The organism is Roseovarius sp. JB2-10 (assembly GCF_055693585.1).
This window is the reverse complement of record NZ_CM146337.1, coordinates 2,509,041-2,528,070: the sequence shown is the minus strand read 5'-3', so window position 1 is coordinate 2,528,070 and position 19,030 is coordinate 2,509,041. Positions and strand designations below refer to the sequence as shown.

Sequence of the window (19,030 nt, the reverse complement as noted above, 5' to 3'; positions counted from 1 at the left end):
AGAAACAACGTCAAGCGGCGTGGGCCGTAGCCCGGTACCGCGCGGGTGGAAGACCCTTTTCCTTTTTGAACACACGCGAGAAACCGGATTCCGAACTGTATCCCACATCCGCCGCAACATCCGCGATTGATTTGCGGGTTTCGCGCAACGCGCGACACGCCAGCTGCATCCGCCAATAGGTCACATATTGCAGAGGCGGCATGCCAATCTTGTCGGCAAAACGCACGGCGAACCCGGTGCGGGACAGACCAGCCTCGCGCGCCAACGTCTCCAGTGTCCAGCCATTGGACGGATCCGAGTGAATCATCGTAAGGGCCCGCGCCAATTGCGGATCAGAAAACCCTGAAAGGCCCACATCCTGCGCCGCCGGGCTGGCCAGAAAGGCGCGGATCGCCTGGGCAAAGATCGTTTCTGACAGTTTGAGGGCGATCAGATCACCGCCCATGCCTTGTCGCCCGGCCTCGGACCCGATCATCCGAAGGCTGGCCTCCATCCACTGCCCCGCCTCGGCGCCGTAGTCCGGGATATGCACGAAGGGTGGCAGACGGTCAAAAATCGGGTGCTCCTGCCCCTCGGAAATCGAAAAATGCCCACAAACCAACTGTGTTTCGCGATCTTGCGGATTGTCATCGCCCGAATAGATCAGCACGCCCTCGTCCTGATACCCCGCACGCTCCAACACGGTTTCCAGTGGCAGGGCATCGGTTTCGGTTTCGGGCGTGCAGTAGAGCGCGTGCGCGGCACCATGGGGTATGATCACCAGATCGCCCTGCGCCAACCGCAGAGGATCACCACCGTTTTGATGTCTGATCAGACATTCGCCACGGTGCACATAGTGGAACCGCGCCACGTTGGAATAATCGGGCACGCGCACGCCCCAGGGCGGCCGGAAAGACGTGCGGAAATAGAGTGTGCCGCGCATCGACAGCTGCATCAAAATATCGCTGAGTAAGTCGGTCATGGCGGTCAGAATGCAGAAAATTGTCCAGTCGTCTATCTGATTGAACGATCTGCACGGTATTTTGAACGTAGCGGCATTCAAGAACCGGGCGAGCTGACTTTTGTTGGAAACACGCAAAACGTTTTTCCAAAGGAGCAAACCCCATGAAACGTACCCTTGCCGCCCTTTTGATGTTGAGCGTCGCCAGCGCGGCGCAGGCCAGCGACCCTGCCGAGCTCAACGACACGGAAATTGCCCATGTGGCCTATGTCGCGGATACGATTGATATCCGGTATGCGCATCTGGCTCTGGCCATCAGCAGTTCGCCTGAAATCCATGAATTTGCCAATACCATGATCCGCGATCATGAGGCTGTAAACGAAGCCGCCCTGGGTTTGCTAGACAAGCTCGGCGTCGAGGCACAGGACAACTTCCTGTCGCAAAAACTGGCCGCTGATGCGGAAGAAATCATCAACCGGTTGTCGCAACTGCGCGGCGCCGAATTTGACCGCGCCTATGCGGAAAATGAGTTGGGATATCATCAGGCGGTGAACAATCTGGTGGAAAATACCTTCCTGCCCAACATTGATCACCCCGAAGTCAAGGCGCTCTTCGAGCAGGGTTTGGAGATTTTCAAGGCCCATGAAGATCACGCTGAAATGATGGTCAAAGCGCTACCATGAACGGCGCGCGTCGCCGGGTACTGCGCCAACTGACAGTGGCGACGGGTGTTTCGATGCTCGCGCCACTGGTCGCGGCCACCCACGCGTCATCTGCCGAGGCGCGGTTCATTCATGTCGACATTCGCGGTTTTGGATATGAACCGGATCCGATTGTCGTGCGTCCCGGGGATCAGATCACATTTACCAATCATGATCTGGCGCCTCATACGGCCACGGCGCGGGACGGCAGTTGGGACACCGGCACCTTGGAACAGGGTGAAAGCATAACCCTGATCATGTCGGATGGGTGGGGTTTGGATTTCTTTTGCGTCCATCACCCGTCGATGACGGCCCTGCTGACCCTGCGCTAGCCGCGCACTGATCCTCCGACAGCGCTCAGTTTTCCTGCACCCAGGAGGCTGGGCGCTTGTCAAAAAACGCACCAATCCCTTCCGGTGCCTCGGTTCCCGCCCAACACGCACTGAGTTCGGCAATGGTGTGCGCGATCACGTCTTCGTCGATCTGCGGCCCCAAACTTCGCAACAAAGCCTTGGAGCGCGCCACAGCACCGGGTGCACAGGCCAGATAAGGTGAAACTTCCGCCTCTACCACCGCATCCAGATCTGCTATGGGAACGGCGCGGGCCAGTATACCCAAGGAAATAGCCTCCTCAGCCCCGAACAGCCGGGAGGACATGAAAACCCGACGCGCATTGGCCTCGCCCATCCGGGCACACACATAGGGTCCGATGGTCGCGGGGATCAGGCCAAGCTTGGTCTCGGTCAGGCCAAGTTTGATATGATCCGCTCCAACAACCACATCGCATACGCTGGCCATGCCAATCCCGCCGCCAAACGCATTGCCATGCACGCGGCCGATCAGCGGTTTAGGCAAGGTGTTCATGGCCTGAAGCATCTGCGCCAGCTTGGTCGCCTCGGCGGCGCGCACATCGGGGGCGGCATCAAACTGCTCGCGCATCCACCCCAGATCCCCCCGGCGCAAAACGATTTGCCATGGGCGGCCAAGATCACCACGCGGACGGCGTCATCCGATGCCAATGTGCCCGCTGCGGTCGTCAGATCGGCGATCATCTGGGCCGACAAGGCGTTATGTTTTTCGGGCCGGTTCAGCCACAGCGTCGCGACGCCACGGTCATCGGTTGTGATCTCAACGGTTTCAAACATCTCGTGGCTTCCTCATCCCTGCCGCATGGCCTGCGCCATTTCTGCCGCCTCTTCCAGTTTCTGACGGTTCAATCCGGTCTCGTACTCCAATGCAACCAATCGGTTATGCACCGCTTCGCTGGCAACATTTCCCGCAGCACCGGGCGCATAGGGACATCCGCCCAACCCGCCAACCGCCGCATCAAACACACGCAGCCCGCGCGCCAGAGACACCTCAATATTGCTCAAAGCCCGACCACTGGTATCATGGTAATGCCCCGCCAGTTGCGCCACCGGCACCACATCCGACACCGCCGCCAGCATCGCATCAATCTGCTCAGGTGTGCCCTGCCCGATCGTGTCGCCCAGCGAGATTTCGTAACATCCCATCTTCAACAGCGTTTCGGCCACGTCTGCGACCTGACCCGGTGCGGTGGGCCCGTCATAGGGGCATTCCGCCACGCAAGATACATAACCCCGCATGGGGATGTTGGCTGATCGGGCCGCTTCTGCCACGGCACGGAACCGGTCAAGGCTTTCAGCAATAGTGGCATTGATATTGGCCTTAGAGAAACCTTCCGAGGCCGACCCAAAGATTGCAATCTCATCCGCGCGGGCGGCCATCGCGCCCTCAAAACCGCGAAGATTGGGGGTCAAAGCTGCATATTTGACCGTGTCGGCGCGCGTGATCCCCGCCAGAACCTCGGCCGCATCGGCCATCTGCGGCACCCATTTCGGGCTGACAAAACTGGCAACTTCAATGCGGCGAAATCCGGCGCGGCTCAGGCAATTGATCAGATCAATTTTTTCCGACACGGGGATGTGGCGCTTTTCATTTTGCAGCCCATCGCGCGGTCCGACCTCAAATATCTCTACATATTCAGACATTTACGTATCCGGCACCGGATAGAAATCCTGGGTGTAAAAATCCTGTTCCCCGTCCTTGACCCGGGCGCTTTGATAGGCCGGTCGCGCGCTCAGCCGCCCACAATAGGCGCGGAGCTTCTCAAACGGTTCAAGGCGCACGAAATACGGCGCGGAAAAGAGATTGAACCCCATCATCGCATCCGCGGCCGAAAACTCCCCACCCAAAAGATAATCCTGATCGCCCAACATGGCCTCCATCCCTTTAAGGGTCGACGCCAGCCGCCCCGTGGTCAACTTGATCACAATGGGCGAGGCTTGAGTGGGGTCCCGCAGGAAGACATGCTGCATGTTTAGAAATTCAAGCAGGCTGGCCATGGTTTCAGCATAGCCCAAGGCCTCAAGATACCGGCTGCGGCCAGGGTCGCCTGCGGACGGGGCCAGACCGGCCTCTGGGTGTCGCTCGCACAGTCCCTGCAAAATGGCGGCACTTTCAAACAATACCTGCCCGTCAATTTCCAACGCGGGGACCCGGCCAGCGGGCGACACGGCCAGAAAGGCGGGATCGCGCAAACTGCCATCGCGGATGGAATAGCGTTTGATCTCAAAATCCAGACCCAGTTCTTCCAGCATCCACAGGACGCGAAAGGATCGCGAAAATGGCACGTGATGCAGTCTGATCATGCGGTCTCCTCCTCCTGCAACCTTACGAGAGCTGCCCCGGCGGTCACCTGATCCCCTTCGCGCACCAATACTTCGGCCACCACACCATCGCGCGCGGCCAACAAACTGTGCTCCATCTTCATCGCCTCCAGAACAGCCAACCGGTCCCCCTCGGCGACGGTCTGACCCGCCTTGGCATGCACCGCTTTGACCAATCCGGGCATTGGCGCTTCGATCACCGCGGCGTACCCTGCCGCTGTGCTGTCGCGATCCAGCGGATCTACAATATCAAAGCTGATGCCGTAATCGGAGAACACATTCACCTGCCCTCCGGCAACCACGACATTGGGTGCTGTTTTGCCATCTATCAGCCAGCGATCACCCACGCGGCGCGCCTCGATCACCTGATCATCGAGCACCACATCGTGGGCGTGTTGTGACAGAGTTCTGATGCGCATCTCGATGGTGTCATCACCCTGTCGCAAACCCTGCAACCGGCCCACCGGTGCCCAAAGTGCAAAACCGGAACCGTCATCCGTCAAATCCAGCACACCGGCCGCCGCCAAACCCGCCAATGCTGTTATGCGTGGGTCTGACGCGGGCGGCGCAACCAGTGCATCTATATCGCGGGCGATTAGCCCCGTATCGACATCGCCCTTGGCAAATCCTTCATGCGCCGCCAGCGCACCCAGAAAGGCCAGGTTGGTCACCGTACCCGCCACTTCGCAGTCGGCCAATGCTGCCGAAAGCCGCCTGAGGGCCACGGCGCGGGTTGGGCCATGGGTGGTCAACTTGGCAATCATGGGATCATAGAACGGGCTGACTTCATCGCCTGCCCTCACGCCCGTATCCGCACGCGCATCGGCGGGGAATTTCAGATGCGACAGCGTTCCGGTTGCGGGCAAAAAGCCTTTTGGGACGTCTTCCGCATAAAGCCGCGCCTCAAAGGAATGCCCGTTGATCGACAAATCCTCCTGTGCTGCAGGCAGGCCTTCACCGCTGGCAACACGCAACTGCCATTCGACAAGATCAACGCCGGTGATGGCTTCGGTCACCGGGTGCTCCACCTGGAGTCGCGTGTTCATTTCCATGAACCAGAAGCCGTCACTGCGCAGCCCGTCCGAACCATCCACGATGAATTCCACGGTGCCCGCCCCGGCATATCCTATTGCTTCTGCGGCCCGCACCCCTGCCTGCCCCATGGCGGCGCGCATTTCGGGCGTCATGCCGGGCGCGGGCGCTTCTTCGATCACCTTTTGGTGGCGACGCTGCAGCGAGCAATCGCGTTCAAAAAGATGAACCGCCGCCTTGCCGTCGCCAAATACCTGCACCTCGATATGGCGCGGTTTATCGACAAATTTCTCAATCAGAACAGCGTCATTGCCAAAGGCTTTTGCGGCTTCGCTGCGGGCGCTTTCCAACGCATCGTGAAAGGCGTCCGGCGCTTCCACCAACCGCATGCCTTTACCGCCACCGCCAGCAACGGCCTTGATCAGAACCGGAAACCCGATTTTGCCTGCCTCTGACGCCAGATGATCCGCGTCTTGGTTGTCACCGTGATAGCCTGGCACCACCGGCACCCCGGCATCGTCCATCAGTTTCTTGGCGGCATCCTTGAGCCCCATGGCCCGGATGGCGGCGGCTGACGGGCCAATAAAGACAAGCCCCGCCTTTTCGACGGCTTCGACAAAATCTGGGTTTTCGCTGAGGAACCCATAGCCCGGGTGGATCGCCTGAGCGCCCGTATCAAGGGCCGCCTGAATGATGACATCGCCCTTCAGGTAACTTTCCGCCGGTGCAGACCCGCCAATATGCACGGCCTCATCCGCCAGCGACACATGCCGCGCCTCGCGGTCCGCATCAGAATAGACCGCCACCGACCGCACGCCCATCTTGCGCGCCGTTTCCATGACCCGACAGGCAATTTCACCCCGGTTGGCGATTAGGATTTTATCGAACATTTCGACCTCATTTCCTCAATGCTGAGCCTTGCGCAAGGGCGCCCGGCGTCGGGTAACTCACCATGCTACATCCTGAACACGCCGAAGCGTGTTTCCTCGATGGGGGCGCAGAGGGCTGCGTTGAGCGACAGGGCAAGAACGTCGCGGGATTTGCGGGGGTCAATGATGCCATCATCCCAGAGCCGTGCAGACGCATAAAGCGGATGCGACTGGCGCTCGAACATCTCCACCGTAGGACGCTTGAATTCGGCCTCTTCCTCGGCGCTCCAACTGCCACCCTTACGCTCAATCGCGTCGCGTTTGACCGTCGCCAGAACACCAGCGGCCTGCTCGCCGCCCATCACGGAAATGCGCGAGTTGGGCCAGCTCCACATAAAGCGCGGCTGATAGGCGCGGCCCGACATACCGTAATTGCCCGCGCCGAATGACCCACCCACAACCATGGTGATTTTGGGTACGTTTGTGGTGGCCACAGCGGTCACCATCTTGGCACCGTGCCGCGCAATACCTTCGTTTTCGTATTTCCGGCCAACCATAAACCCGGTGATATTTTGCAGGAATACCAAGGGGATATTGCGTTGACTGCAGAGCTCAACAAAATGCGCACCCTTTTGCGCCGCTTCGGAAAAGAGCACGCCATTATTGGCGATGATGCCGATAGGACAGCCTTTGAGATGGGCAAATCCTGTGACCAGCGTTTCCCCAAACCGCGCCTTGAATTCATCAAACCGCGAGCCGTCAACCAGCCGGGCAATGACCTCGCGGATATCATAGGGCGTGCGCTGATCACCCGGGACAACGCCCAGAAGTTCCGCGGGGTCATAGGCGGGCTCCTCCGGGGTGACCCAATTGACCGTTTGCGGCATCCGGCGGTTTAGCCCCGCCACCGTGCGCCGCGCCAAGGCCAGGGCATGGGCGTCATCTTCGGCAAGGTAATCCGCCACGCCTGACAGGCGCGTATGCACATCCCCGCCACCCAGATCTTCCGCCGTGACTTCTTCACCGGTTGCGGCTTTGACCAGCGGCGGTCCGGCCAGAAAGATCGTGCCCTGATCTTTGACGATGATCGTTACATCAGACATGGCCGGGACATAGGCCCCCCTGCAGTACACGACCCCATGACCACCGCGATTTGTGGAATACCCTGGGCCGACATGCGCGCCTGATTGTAAAAAATCCGCCCAAAATGATCGCGGTCTGGGAATACTTCGTCCTGATTGGGCAAATTCGCGCCGCCACTATCGACCAGATAGATGCAAGGCAGGTTGCATTCCGCGGCAATCTCTTGGGCGCGCAGGTGTTTTTTGACCGTCAACGGGTAATATGTGCCGCCCTTCACCGTCGCATCATTGCAGACGATCATGCACTGGGTGCCTTCCACAAGGCCGATTCCCGCAATGACCCCGGCACAGGGTGCGGCACCGTCATACATGCCATGCGCGGCTGTCGCGCCCACCTCCAGAAAGGGCGATCCCGGATCGAGAAGGCCCGCCACCCGATTGCGGGGCAACATTTTACCCCGGCTGAGATGGCGTTCACGGGCCGTCTCCCCACCTCCGCTTGCCGCCGCCAGCGCCGCGTCTTCGACAACCGCCAAAGCCTCCAGATTGGCGGCCTGGTTCTGTTGGAACGTCTCCGAGGACGCCAATGCCTTGGATTTCAGCTTCATGGTCCCTCACACGGTTTGATCGGTTTGGCGGCGCGCGTATCCGCAGCCCCGCCCGGCCCACTGGGTTTGCGCCTATGGATGCGCAATGAAAACTCTCTCACGATATCACCTCACCTTCCGCCGCAGCACGGGCCTTGAGTTCGCGCCGGATCACCTTGCCGGTCACCGTCATGGGAAGCACATCCAGAAATCCGATTTCCCTTGGATATGAGTATCTTGCGAGGCGTTCTTTGACAAAATTCTGCAACTCTGTTGCCAACGTATCAGACGGCGTGTTTTCGGGTTTCAACACCACATAGGCTTTGACGATTTCGGTGCGCAGCGCATCGGGTTTACCCACAACGCCCACCGTTGCCACGGCTGGGTGTTGCAACAGGCAATCCTCCACCTCCGCCGGCCCGATGCGATATCCGGCAGAGGTGATCACATCATCCTCGCGCCCGACAAAACGCAGGTATTCCCCCTCCCAGATGCCGCGATCGCCGGTCAGCATCCAGTCGCCCTTGAATTTCTCTGCGGTTTGTTCAGACCGGTTCCAGTATTTCAGCATCATCGAGGCCGATCCGCGTTTGACAGCCACATCGCCCTCATCCTGTGTCGGTTGGCCCGCAGCGTCCAACACCGCAACCTCATGCCCGGGTACAACACGCCCGATGCAGCCCGGTTTCGGGTCGAAAAGCACCTGACTGGAACAGGCCACCAGATTGCATTCCGTCTGGCCGTAAAACTCGTTGATCGTCAGGCCAAACGCCGCGCGGCCCCATTCCAGCATCTCCGCGCCCAGAGGTTCGCCGCCACTTGCCACGGTGCGCAGGCCATCGATACGCGCATCTGCCGCCTTGAGCATTCGGAGTGCTGTGGGCGGGAAGAAGATGTTTTTGACACCCGCCTCTTGGATGATCTGTTGGCATTCTTCCACGTTGAACTTGGGCAGACGCGCAGCCACCACCGGCACGCCAAGGGCCAGCCCCGGCATCAGGATGTTGAAAAGCCCGCCGATCCACGCCCAATCCGCAGGCGTCCAGAGGCAATCGCCGTCCTGCCCCAGAAAATCATGCGGCAATTCCGTGCCCGGCAAATGACCCGTCAGCACGCGGTGGCCGTGCAGCGCGCCCTTCGCACTGCCCGTGGTGCCGCTGGTGTAGATCAGGACGGCAGGTGTCTCAGGCGTGGTTTCTGCGGTCTCAAACGGGGTTGGATCCAGCACCAAGTCTTCGGGGAAAATCGGCGTTTGCCCGTCCAGCATCCGCGCACCTTCCGGGTCCGTGATGATAAATTGCGCACCGGCATCGATGACCCGGCTCAGCAGCGCGTCCCGCATGAAGAGCTTAAACAAAGGTATTGATATCGCACCTATTTTCCAGATCGCGATATGCGCTGCCGCCGTCCAAACGCCCTGCGAGCGCAAAACACCAACCCGGTCACCGGCGGTAACGCCCCGCGCCACAAGATCATGCGCCAGACCATCGGCCAAACGGCGCAATTCACCATAGCTTACATCGCGCCGCCCGCTATTCATCCCACTGGTCAGATCAATGATCGCCAAACGATCCGGCGCCCGCGCCGCCCAGTCATCACAGACCTGCGCGGCCATGTTCAACTGCGCGGGCAAATTCCACGCGAAACCGTCGCAAAGGGCGTCATATGTCGCAGCGCGTTCCAGCATCAGAAACGCGCTTGGATCTCTTCGAGATGCAGCGTTTGTTCAGCTGTCACTTGCAACAAACAAACATGAACCGCGGGAATGACCGAGACAACATAATTGCCTTCAAACCGACACCGCGCGTCACGAAACGACACCCAAGCTGTTTGCATTTCACGATAAGCATCTGCCTTTGGCGGCACCAATGCCTCCAGTCCCGCCGGTTGCGTGTTGTTTGCCTCAGCCTGCGCCAACCCAGTCGCGTATGTATCCGCCAATCGGCTTTCCCAATACTGACCTTCTTTCGAGTAACAACGCCCGACGCCGCCGATCAAAGTCGCGCCCTCGGACACGCGCTTGGTGCACGCTTCCGCAGATTTTCCGATGCAAACTCGTTTCTCCGAGATACTTTCCGCTCCATTCAGACACGTTTCCGTCGCAGCCAGAGAGAAAGCTGCTTCTTGTGCGCCAGCGCTGCACGCGGTCAATGTGGCGATCACGGCGAGATATTTCATGCCATCGCCCCCATCAATTCGCGTCCGACCAGCATGCGGCGAATTTCCGAGGTGCCCGCCCCAATTTCCATCAGCTTGGCATCGCGGAAAATACGCGCGACAGGCGCGTCTTGCAGGAAACCCGCGCCGCCCATGGCCTGCACTGCCTGATGCGCCTGCACCATGGCCTGTTCCGACGCATAGAGGCAGCAGGCCGCAGCGTCCTGGCGGGTCACATCGCCTCGGTCGCAGGCTTTGGCGACCTCGTAGACATAGGCACGTGCGGAATTCATCGCCGTATACATGTCGGCGATCTTGCCCTGCATCAGCTGGAAATTCCCGATCGGCTGACCAAATTGCTTGCGTTCGCTGAGATACGGCATGACCTCGTCCAGACAGGCCGCCATGATCCCAAGGCCGATGCCCGCCAGCACGACGCGTTCATAATCAAGGCCGGACATCAACACACGCACGCCCTTGCCCTCTTCCCCCAGAACGTTTTCGAAGGGCACTTCGACATCCTCAAAGATCAACTCGGCCGTGTTGCTGCCGCGCATGCCCAGCTTGTCAAAATGCGGACTTGTCGTGAAACCGGCCATGGATTTTTCGATGATAAAGGCCGTGATCCCTTTGGGTCCGGCCTCAAGGTCTGTCTTGGCATAGACCACCAGCGTGGTCGCATCCGGGCCGTTGGTGATCCAATATTTGTTGCCGTTGAGGCGGTAGTGATCGTTGCGCTTTTCAGCCCGCAATTTCATGGAGACCACATCGCTGCCCGCTCCGGCCTCCGACATGGCAAGCGCGCCTACATGTTCACCCGAAATCAGCCCCGGCAGGTATTTGTGGCGCTGTTCATCGGTGCCGTTCAGCTTGATCTGGTTCACGCAAAGGTTGGAATGGGCGCCATAGCTCAGCGACACGCTGGCCGAAGCCCGAGCGATTTCTTCCACCGCGACCACATGCGCCAGATAGGTCATGTCGGACCCGCCAAATTCTTCGGGTACCGTGATGCCTAAAAGGCCCAGCTCACCCATCTCGGTCCAGAGCTCATTGGGGAATGCATTTGAGGCATCCACCTCACCCGCCATCGGCTTCACGCGCTCCTGCGCCCAACGATGCACCATCTCGCGCAGTGCGTTTACATCTTCGCCCAGATCAAATTGCATCACCGCGTTGAACATATCGCCCCGCCTCCGGCATTTATTGAACACTTGTTCATTTATTACGCGTAGAAGTGAGTCGGGTCAATCCCGTGCCTGAAAAGCCTGTGATCAGGTCGCTTGGTACACGGCCCCCACTTCGGCCCGGATGATCCGTGCGATCAAAGCGCAATCATCGAGGCTGAAGGTCAGGGGCAGCCGCATGTCGATGATTCCTCGCAGGATACGGTCGGATTTGGGCATCCGCTCGGACGGGGCATAGCGCCAACTGTCATAGCGGCTGGTAAATCCGGTAGGCTCAGCACCGCCGAACCATTTCAATTCGACCCCGCGCTTCAGGCAGCGCCGGATCACATCATCCACGGCCTCATTGCTCCAATCCAGAAGCAGAAACTGGATCGATGAGCCGACATAGGTTTCCGCTTCCGGTCGATCAATCACCGTCAGACCGGGTGTGCCGCGCAAACCCTCTTCGACCAGATCATACCGTTCGTTCCACGCCGCACATTGTGCATCCAGACGGCGCAGCTGTGGTCGCAAAATCGCCGCGCGCAGGTGGTCCATCCGGCCCGAAACGTTGGGGGTTTCGTATTTGACGCGTTCGAACACCTCCGCGGGCGGCACCGTGCCATTGCGCCCATAAAGCATGTAGGAGCCCGAGAGGATAATGGCGCGGGCCATCACCTCATCATTATCGGTCACAAAGAAGCCGCCTTCGCCGGAATTCATGTGTTTGTAGGTCTGGGTCGAATAGCAGCCGATCAGCCCTTCGCGGCCGGAGGCGCGGCCTTTCCACGCCGCTCCCATCGTATGGGCGCAATCTTCGATCACGGTGATCCCGGCGTCGTTACAGATCTGCATAAGCCGGTCCATATCTGCCAGATGTCCACGCATGTGTGACAGCATCAATACCGACGCCTGATCTGCCTTGGTGGCCAGATCCTCCAGATCAATAGTCAGGTTTTCGCTGACACCGACAAAAACCGGAACTGCCCCCACGCTCGCAATCGACCCCGGCACCGGGGCCAGGGTAAAGGCGTTGGTCAGGACCTTGTCACCCGGCTTGACCCCGACGGCGCGCAAGGCAGTTGCCATGGCATAACCGCCCGAGGCCACGGCAAGTGCATATTTCGCGCCGACATATTGGGCAAATTCCTGTTCCAGCAGACCCGTTTCACCCACTTCGTCGGGCGCCAGATTGTACCGGTGCAACCGCCCGGATTGCATCACCTCCAAAGCGGCCTTGATCCCATCCTCGGGGATGGGTTCTTGCTGGGTGAAACTGCCATTGAAAATCTCTGTCATAGGATGGTTTTGAAACCCCGCCGCGCTCAGGTCAATGGCAAACGCCACCGAACACGGTTTGATCAAGAAATCAGCAACGTCTTTGCATGTTTTCTGAACACTATCGCCGCGGCACAGGGTGTATTCCGTTCACCCGATCAGATCACGCACCACGCCCTGCAACTCGCCATACGCATTGATCGTCGCTTCCGGCTTCAACGCCGTCACATCATCACCATTGGGGCCAAAAGTGACCAAGACAGAGGGCACCCCTGCCCGTTTGGATGTCTCACGGTCTGTTTCCGTGTCGCCAACCAACAAACACTGTCCCGGATCGCCGCCTGCCCGACGCACCGTTTCCAAAAGCGCTTCCGGATCAGGTTTGCGCACCGGCAGCGTATCCGCGCCGATCAACGCACCAAATGCATCAAGAACGCCCAGATTTCCCATCAACAGACGGGCGAGGTATTCAGGTTTGTTTGTGCAGATCGCAACGGCATACCCATCACGGCTCAAAGCCTCCACCGCTTCCATCGCGCCGGGGTAGAGCACAGTGTGCGTATCGATCGCGCTTTCATATGCATCCAGCAGGACGGGGTAATACTGATCAATCCGGGCCTCATCCACACCCTGTCCCAACCGCTCCAGACCCAGACGCAACATCGCCCGTCCGCCGCGCAACGCGGTGCCTGCATCGGTGGTTGCGGACAGCTGGTCACCCGCACCCATATCGCGAAAACAGGCGTTGGCTGCGGCAATTAAGTCACCACTTGTGTCCGCAAGTGTGCCATCCAGGTCAAAAACCACTGTCCGCATATCGCCTATTTCCCCTTTAATTCAACGCGGTAGGCGAATTTCTGCACACACCTGTCACATCCCGCAATCTTGTTTGATCTCGCCCCACCTTGCGCGGGGCCGCTTTCCGGATAAAACGGGCGCGACGTAATTACAAAGAGAAACCGCATGGGCACCGCGCTGATCATCCTGGCCGCAGGAAAAGGCACTCGCATGAAATCCGACAGGGCCAAGGTCCTGCACCATATCGCGTGCGCGCCGATGCTGGTTCATGCGGTACGCGCAGGTCAGGTGTTGGAGCCTGATGCGGCCGTTGTCGTGGTGGGCCATGATGGTGACGCCGTGGCCGCGGCGGCGCATGACTATGATGACACGCTGCAGATCGCGCGCCAGACCGAGCAGTTGGGCACCGCCCATGCGGTGGCGCAGGCCGCCCCCGCCCTGGCAGATCACGCCGGTGATGCCATCGTGCTCTATGGCGATACGCCGTTTATAAGCCAGGACACGCTGTTGCGCATGGCCGAGGCGCGCAAGACCCATGATGTGGTGGTGCTGGGCTTCCACGCCGCCGATCCGGGCCGATATGGCCGTCTGGTCATGCAAGGTGGAACGCTGGAACGCATTACCGAATTCAAGGACGCCGATGAAGCCACACGCGCGATCACATTCTGCAATTCCGGCGTCGTCGCAGCAAAGACCTCCGAGCTATTCGCGTTGATCGACGCGGTGGGCAACGACAACGCATCGGGCGAATATTACCTGACGGATATCGTTGAAATCGCACGCAAAAAAGGGCTCAGCGCCACGGCGGTTGCCTGCGACGAAGCTGAAACGATGGGCATCAATTCCCGTGGTGAACTGGCGCAGGCCGAAGCCGCGTTTCAAACCCGCGCACGTGCTGCATCGCTGGAAGACGGCATCACGATGCCTGCCCCCGAAACCGTACACTTTGCCTATGACACCGTGGTGGGCCGAGACGCGGTGATTGAGCAGAATGTGGTTTTTGGCCCCGGTGTCACCATCGAATCCGGCGCGCATATCCGGGCGTTTTCGCATCTGGAAGGCTGTCACGTCTCCCGCGGGGCCACTGTGGGGCCATATGCGCGGCTGCGTCCTGGAACAGAGTTGGCGGAACAGACCCGTGTCGGCAATTTCGTGGAAATCAAGAACGCGATCATCGACGAGGGCGCCAAGGTCAATCACCTCAGCTATATCGGTGATGCGCATCTGGGCGAGGCCACGAATGTCGGCGCGGGCACGATCACCTGCAATTATGATGGTGTGATGAAGCATCACACGGAGGTGGGCAAAAACGCCTTTATCGGCTCCAACACCATGCTGATCGCGCCGGTGAATGTGGGCGACGATGCCATGACGGCCAGCGGATCGGTGATCAACAAGGACGTGCCGGAGGGCGCATTGGCGGTCGCCCGCGCGGTGCAGGAAAACAAACCGGGTTTTGCCCGTAAGCTCTTCGAAATGCTTAAGAATAAGAAACAAAAACGCGACAAAGGGGCAGCATAATGTGTGGTATTGTAGGGGTTCTGGGTCATCATGAGGCCGCGCCGTTGCTGGTCGAAGCGCTCAAACGGCTGGAGTACCGGGGCTATGACAGCGCCGGGATCGCCACCATCAACAAGGATCGTCTGGACCGCCGCCGCGCGGTGGGCAAGCTGGTCAATCTGAACGATCTGCTTGTGCATGAACCGTTGGCTGGCAAGTCCGGAATTGGTCACACGCGGTGGGCCACCCATGGCGCGCCCAATGTGGCCAACGCGCACCCGCACAGCGCCAATGGCGTGGCGGTCGTGCACAATGGGATCATCGAAAACTACCGCGAACTGCGCGACGAACTGGCTGGCTATGGCATCGGTTTTGAGACCGATACCGATACCGAAACAGTCGCCCTGATGGTGCAGCATTTCTTGAGCCAGGGTCACTCCCCCGTTGAGGCGGCACGTGACACGATTGCCAAGCTTGATGGCGCCTATGCGCTGTGTTTCCTGTTTGATGGCGAGGATGATTTGCTTGTTGCCGCCCGCAAGGGCAGCCCCTTGGCCGTCGGTCACGGAGACGGTGAAATGTTCGTGGGGTCAGACGCCATCGCACTGGCCCCTCTGACCGACAGGATCACCTACCTCGAAGAGGGCGATATGGCGGTGATCACGCGCGACAGTTTGACGGTCACCGACGCACGCGGTGCGCTGGCCAATCGCAAGATCAAAAAGGTCCAAATTGACGCCGCCCGCGTTGATAAAGGTGGCCATAAGCATTTCATGGCAAAGGAAATTTCTGAACAGCCCACGGTGATCTCAAATGCCCTGAACTTCTATCTGAACAAGGATGGCAACGACATCACGTTGCCCGATGCCGGCCTTGATTTCACAAAAATCGACCGGATGGTCATGGTCGCCTGCGGCACCGCCTATTACGCCTGCCTGACCGCTAAATACTGGTTCGAACAGCTGGCCCAGATGTCCGTCGAAGTCGATATCGCCTCGGAATTCCGGTACCGCGAACCCCCGATCGGTGAGCGTACCGCAGCGCTCTTTGTCAGCCAGTCTGGGGAAACCGCCGATACGCTGGCTGCCTTGCGGTATTGCGAAGGCAAAGCCGACAAGATCGTGTCGGTGGTGAATGTCGCGGAAAGCTCGATTGCGCGGGAAAGTGATCTGGCATTACCGATCCATGCGGGTGCTGAAATCGGCGTGGCATCGACGAAGGCCTTTACCTGCCAATTGACCGTTTTGCTGTTGCTGGCGCTCAAGGCCGCGCATGATCGCGGCGCCATCAGCCGCGAAGACTACGCCGACAAGCTGTCGGCCCTGCGCGCCTTGCCGGGGACGTTTAACCACGCGTTTGAGAACAATGCGGATTTCAAAAAATCAGCGCGCCGCTTGGCCGAAGCCAGCAGCGTCCTCTTTCTGGGGCGCGGCCTGATGTATCCGCTGGCGCTGGAAGGCGCACTTAAGCTCAAGGAAATCAGCTATATACACGCCGAAGCTTATGCGTCTGGCGAGCTCAAACACGGCCCTATTGCCCTGATCGACAAGAAAATGCCGGTGGTCGTGATGGCGCCGCGCGACACCCTCTTCGACAAGACCGTTTCGAACATGCAAGAGGTGATGGCGCGGGGCGGCAAGGTGATGTTGGTGTCAGACGCCGCCGGTGCCAAGGAAGCGGGCGAAGAGGTTTGGCAAAATCTGATCATGCCGCATGTTGACCCGGTCCTGACGCCTATTCTTTACGCGCTGCCGGCGCAATTGCTGGCCTATCACACCGCCGTCGCCAAGGGGACGGATGTGGATCAGCCCCGCAACCTTGCCAAATCCGTAACGGTGGAGTGACCCATGGGCACACAATATGACAGTCTGAGCGATCCGCTGATCAAATTCATCGGCAAGCAGCATCTGTTTTTCAGCGGCTCAGCCGGACCCGAGGGCAAGGTCAATATCTCGCCCAAGGGCATGGACAGCCTGCGGGTTCTGGACCCGAACCGCATCCTTTGGCGCAATTTCACTGGCAGCGGCAATGAAACCGCAGGCCATCTGGCGCAGAACAACCGGATGACGCTGATGTGGTGCTCGTTCAGCAAACAACCGATGATCCTGCGCGCCTATGGCACCGCCCGCGCCATTCATCCGCGCGACGATGACTGGGCGGCACTGGCGGCGCTTTTCCCCGATCAACTGGGGATGCGGCAGCTATATGATATGAAAATCGACATGGTGCAGAAATCCTGCGGCTATGCGGTGCCCTTCTTTGAACATGCCGGTGAGCGCGACACGCTCGAAGACTGGGCGGCCAACAAGGGCGAAGACGGCATCGAAGCCTATTGGGCCAAGAGCAACACAAAAACGCTAGACGGTGCGCCCACAGGAATCGTTGAAAAATGACACCAGAACAAGCGCTTGACGCATTGCGTGGCTTGGCAGAACCAGGCCGCGCTGACGGGATGGCGGCCTATCACAAGGTGCCGCGCACGTATTTGGGCATCCCGAACCCGGCGATTAATGACATCACCAAGGAATGGCGCGGCGCTCTGGATGTCGAGGCGCGTGTGGCATTGGCCGATGGGCTCTGGAAGACCAATGTGTTCGAAGCCCGGCTGGCCGCGGCCAAGCTCCTGACCCAAGCCCGAATTCGACCCGATGAAAGCGCCTGGGCGCTGATCACCGCATGGGTGCCAGATTTTGACAGCTGGGCCATTGCTGATCACGCCTGTATGGCCGGGCAAAAACGCCTGAGCGCGGATCCATCCCGCGTCGATACGGTTGAGGCGTGGACCAAATCAGACAGCCATTGGACGCGGCGCGCGGCAATGGTGATCACCCTGCCCTGGACCAAACAGAACCATCCCAAACCCGCTGACGCAGCCATCCGAGAGCGCGTATTGGGATGGGCGGCGGCGTATGTTCAGGACGAAAACTGGTTCATTCAGAAATCTGTCGCATGGTGGTTACGCGATCTGAGCAAACATGACCCGGACCGCGTGCGCGCCTTTATGGTCGCCAATGGCCGTCATATGAAGCCGTTCGCCCGGCGCGAGGCGGAAAAGCACCTGCCGAAAGCGTAATCGTCAGATGCGTTTTGGCTGCGCAAACGAGTGCCAACCCTTCGGTCGGCACGTGTTTCGCATTCGGAAACAACAGCGAATCACGTGGCTGATTGTTCGGAATTTGCGCAAAATGGCGGTCAGATCTCGTGTTTTCATCGCTTTGCACGCCAAAATGGCCTGAGGACGCTCAGCAAAATCTCATCCTTACGTAGCGTAATTCGGTACCAACCCATCAAAACACAATCATGGGGCGAGTATTGAACACTAGCACCCTTTCAAAAAAATCAGTTTTGAGTGATCATTTGCCCGCGTCTGTTTTGAATGCTGGCGCTTATTTTAGAATATTTATTTCAAACCGGTTGTCCGCACGTTGCTCCAGCATGGTTTCAAAACGGATTTTTGGCGGGCTACCAGAAAGGTAGTAAAGATGTATTTTATTAAATCGACGGCAATAGCGGCCCTTATTTCACTGGCCGCCACAGCAGGATCAGCTGCGACAGTCAATCTCACAAATGTGGTCGGCACCTGGCAGAACACAGTGACTGCGGGTGATCCTGTGACGGGAGAAGGCACTAACGTGATTTCGTGGGGCGTCCCTGCAACCAGCAACGGGTCAAGCAGCTACGAATTCAATGCGGTACCAACACCTCAAAACGACGTATCGTCGCCCTTCAGCCTGGGTAAGTTCGTACACAACAACTTCCCCGTTCAGTCAGGGGATTCGTTGACATCAGCGGACCTCAAGGTTGATATCTCGGGCACGGTTGATGGCGAGATTTTCAACCTTTCACCTATCTTCTCGTTCACCCACTTTGAGACGCCCAACAATGCAAACCCTTGTGGTGCGGGCGGATCCAACCCGTGTCCTGACCTTGTGACGCTTGTAAACCAACAGGACCTGTCGCAGGTGCTGACACTGGCCAATGGTGACGAATTCACCTTGACGATTTTGGGCTTTGACGATGGCAGTGGGCCGTTCACCAGTTTCCTCACCAAGGAAAACAAGTCGAACAAAGCCAAGCTGATTGCCAGCTTTGAAATCGAACCCGGTGGAACAGGTGGTCAGGTGCCGCTTCCTGCCGCTGGTTGGATGTTGCTGGGTGGTTTGGGTGCGCTTGGCGCGATCAAACGTCGCCGTAAGCACAGCTAAGCGGCCGCAGCTTCAAAACAACGCC

Annotated in this window: 16 protein-coding genes and 2 pseudogenes; 7 read left to right on the top strand and 11 right to left on the bottom strand. The window is 58.9% G+C overall.

What is annotated here, in order from left to right; all coding sequences use genetic code 11:
- Positions 1–10: 10 nt before the first annotated feature.
- Positions 11–961 (bottom strand): AraC family transcriptional regulator, encoded by a 951-nt coding sequence (locus ACZ1HJ_RS12665; RefSeq protein WP_472719024.1) that lies wholly within the window; start codon positions 959–961, stop codon positions 11–13.
- A gap of 143 nt (positions 962–1,104) precedes the next feature.
- On the opposite strand from ACZ1HJ_RS12665, the gene ACZ1HJ_RS12660 reads away from it, so the two are divergent.
- Both ACZ1HJ_RS12660 and ACZ1HJ_RS12655 read left to right on the top strand, forming a co-directional pair.
- The gene (locus ACZ1HJ_RS12660) at positions 1,105–1,623 is read left to right on the top strand and encodes a DUF4142 domain-containing protein (protein ID WP_472719023.1); all 519 of its coding nucleotides are present in this window, start codon (positions 1,105–1,107) and stop codon (positions 1,621–1,623) included.
- Positions 1,620–1,973: a cupredoxin domain-containing protein gene (locus ACZ1HJ_RS12655; RefSeq protein ID WP_472719022.1), complete on the top strand. Its 354-nt coding sequence runs from the start codon at positions 1,620–1,622 to the stop codon at positions 1,971–1,973. The genes ACZ1HJ_RS12660 and ACZ1HJ_RS12655 overlap by 4 nt, the downstream gene beginning before the upstream one ends.
- 25 nt (positions 1,974–1,998) lie before the next feature.
- Here ACZ1HJ_RS12655 and ACZ1HJ_RS12650 read toward each other — a convergent pair.
- The 10 genes and pseudogenes from ACZ1HJ_RS12650 to ACZ1HJ_RS12605 form a co-directional block, all read right to left on the bottom strand.
- Positions 1,999–2,786: pseudogene (locus ACZ1HJ_RS12650) on the bottom strand (crotonase/enoyl-CoA hydratase family protein).
- Positions 2,787–2,798: 12 nt separating this feature from the next.
- Complete coding sequence (locus ACZ1HJ_RS12645) at positions 2,799–3,653, bottom strand: hydroxymethylglutaryl-CoA lyase (protein WP_472719021.1); 855 nt, start codon at positions 3,651–3,653, stop codon at positions 2,799–2,801.
- Positions 3,654–4,313, bottom strand: coding sequence for a glutathione S-transferase family protein (locus ACZ1HJ_RS12640; protein ID WP_472719020.1), 660 nt, complete (start codon positions 4,311–4,313; stop codon positions 3,654–3,656).
- The gene (locus ACZ1HJ_RS12635; RefSeq protein ID WP_472719019.1) at positions 4,310–6,253 is read right to left on the bottom strand and encodes an acetyl/propionyl/methylcrotonyl-CoA carboxylase subunit alpha; all 1,944 of its coding nucleotides are present in this window, start codon (positions 6,251–6,253) and stop codon (positions 4,310–4,312) included. The genes ACZ1HJ_RS12640 and ACZ1HJ_RS12635 overlap by 4 nt, the downstream gene beginning before the upstream one ends.
- A gap of 65 nt (positions 6,254–6,318) precedes the next feature.
- Positions 6,319–7,922, bottom strand: a pseudogene (locus tag ACZ1HJ_RS12630) (carboxyl transferase domain-containing protein).
- Positions 7,923–8,019: 97 nt separating this feature from the next.
- Positions 8,020–9,588 carry an AMP-binding protein gene (locus ACZ1HJ_RS12625; RefSeq protein WP_472719018.1) on the bottom strand — a complete coding sequence of 523 codons (1,569 nt, stop codon included), beginning with the start codon at positions 9,586–9,588 and terminating at the stop codon, positions 8,020–8,022.
- On the bottom strand, positions 9,588–10,079 hold the full coding sequence (locus tag ACZ1HJ_RS12620; protein ID WP_472719017.1) for a lysozyme inhibitor LprI family protein: 492 nt from the start codon (positions 10,077–10,079) through the stop codon (positions 9,588–9,590). The genes ACZ1HJ_RS12625 and ACZ1HJ_RS12620 overlap by 1 nt, the downstream gene beginning before the upstream one ends.
- Positions 10,076–11,239 carry an isovaleryl-CoA dehydrogenase gene (locus ACZ1HJ_RS12615; RefSeq protein WP_472719016.1) on the bottom strand — a complete coding sequence of 388 codons (1,164 nt, stop codon included), beginning with the start codon at positions 11,237–11,239 and terminating at the stop codon, positions 10,076–10,078. Before ACZ1HJ_RS12615 ends, ACZ1HJ_RS12620 begins: the two co-directional genes overlap by 4 nt.
- Positions 11,240–11,329: 90 nt before the next feature.
- Positions 11,330–12,523, bottom strand: a complete 1,194-nt coding sequence (locus tag ACZ1HJ_RS12610) for a DegT/DnrJ/EryC1/StrS family aminotransferase (RefSeq protein WP_472719015.1) — start codon at positions 12,521–12,523, stop codon at positions 11,330–11,332.
- A 129-nt stretch (positions 12,524–12,652) separates the two neighbouring features.
- Positions 12,653–13,318 carry an HAD-IA family hydrolase gene (locus ACZ1HJ_RS12605; protein ID WP_472719014.1) on the bottom strand — a complete coding sequence of 222 codons (666 nt, stop codon included), beginning with the start codon at positions 13,316–13,318 and terminating at the stop codon, positions 12,653–12,655.
- Positions 13,319–13,465: 147 nt separating this feature from the next.
- Between ACZ1HJ_RS12605 and glmU the strand changes: the two genes are divergently transcribed.
- The 5 genes from glmU (at position 13,466) to ACZ1HJ_RS12580 (ending at position 19,005) form a co-directional block, all read left to right on the top strand.
- Positions 13,466–14,821 carry a bifunctional UDP-N-acetylglucosamine diphosphorylase/glucosamine-1-phosphate N-acetyltransferase GlmU gene (glmU, locus tag ACZ1HJ_RS12600; RefSeq protein ID WP_472719013.1) on the top strand — a complete coding sequence of 452 codons (1,356 nt, stop codon included), beginning with the start codon at positions 13,466–13,468 and terminating at the stop codon, positions 14,819–14,821.
- The gene (gene glmS, locus ACZ1HJ_RS12595) at positions 14,821–16,644 is read left to right on the top strand and encodes a glutamine--fructose-6-phosphate transaminase (isomerizing) (protein ID WP_472719012.1); all 1,824 of its coding nucleotides are present in this window, start codon (positions 14,821–14,823) and stop codon (positions 16,642–16,644) included. The genes glmU and glmS overlap by 1 nt, the downstream gene beginning before the upstream one ends.
- 3 nt (positions 16,645–16,647) lie before the next feature.
- Positions 16,648–17,193: a pyridoxamine 5'-phosphate oxidase family protein gene (locus ACZ1HJ_RS12590; RefSeq protein ID WP_472719011.1), complete on the top strand. Its 546-nt coding sequence runs from the start codon at positions 16,648–16,650 to the stop codon at positions 17,191–17,193.
- Complete coding sequence (locus tag ACZ1HJ_RS12585) at positions 17,190–17,873, top strand: DNA alkylation repair protein (RefSeq protein ID WP_472719010.1); 684 nt, start codon at positions 17,190–17,192, stop codon at positions 17,871–17,873. Before ACZ1HJ_RS12590 ends, ACZ1HJ_RS12585 begins: the two co-directional genes overlap by 4 nt.
- Positions 17,874–18,282: 409 nt before the next feature.
- Positions 18,283–19,005, top strand: a complete 723-nt coding sequence (locus ACZ1HJ_RS12580; RefSeq protein WP_472719009.1) for a THxN family PEP-CTERM protein — start codon at positions 18,283–18,285, stop codon at positions 19,003–19,005.
- The last annotated feature ends 25 nt before the right edge of the window (positions 19,006–19,030 follow it).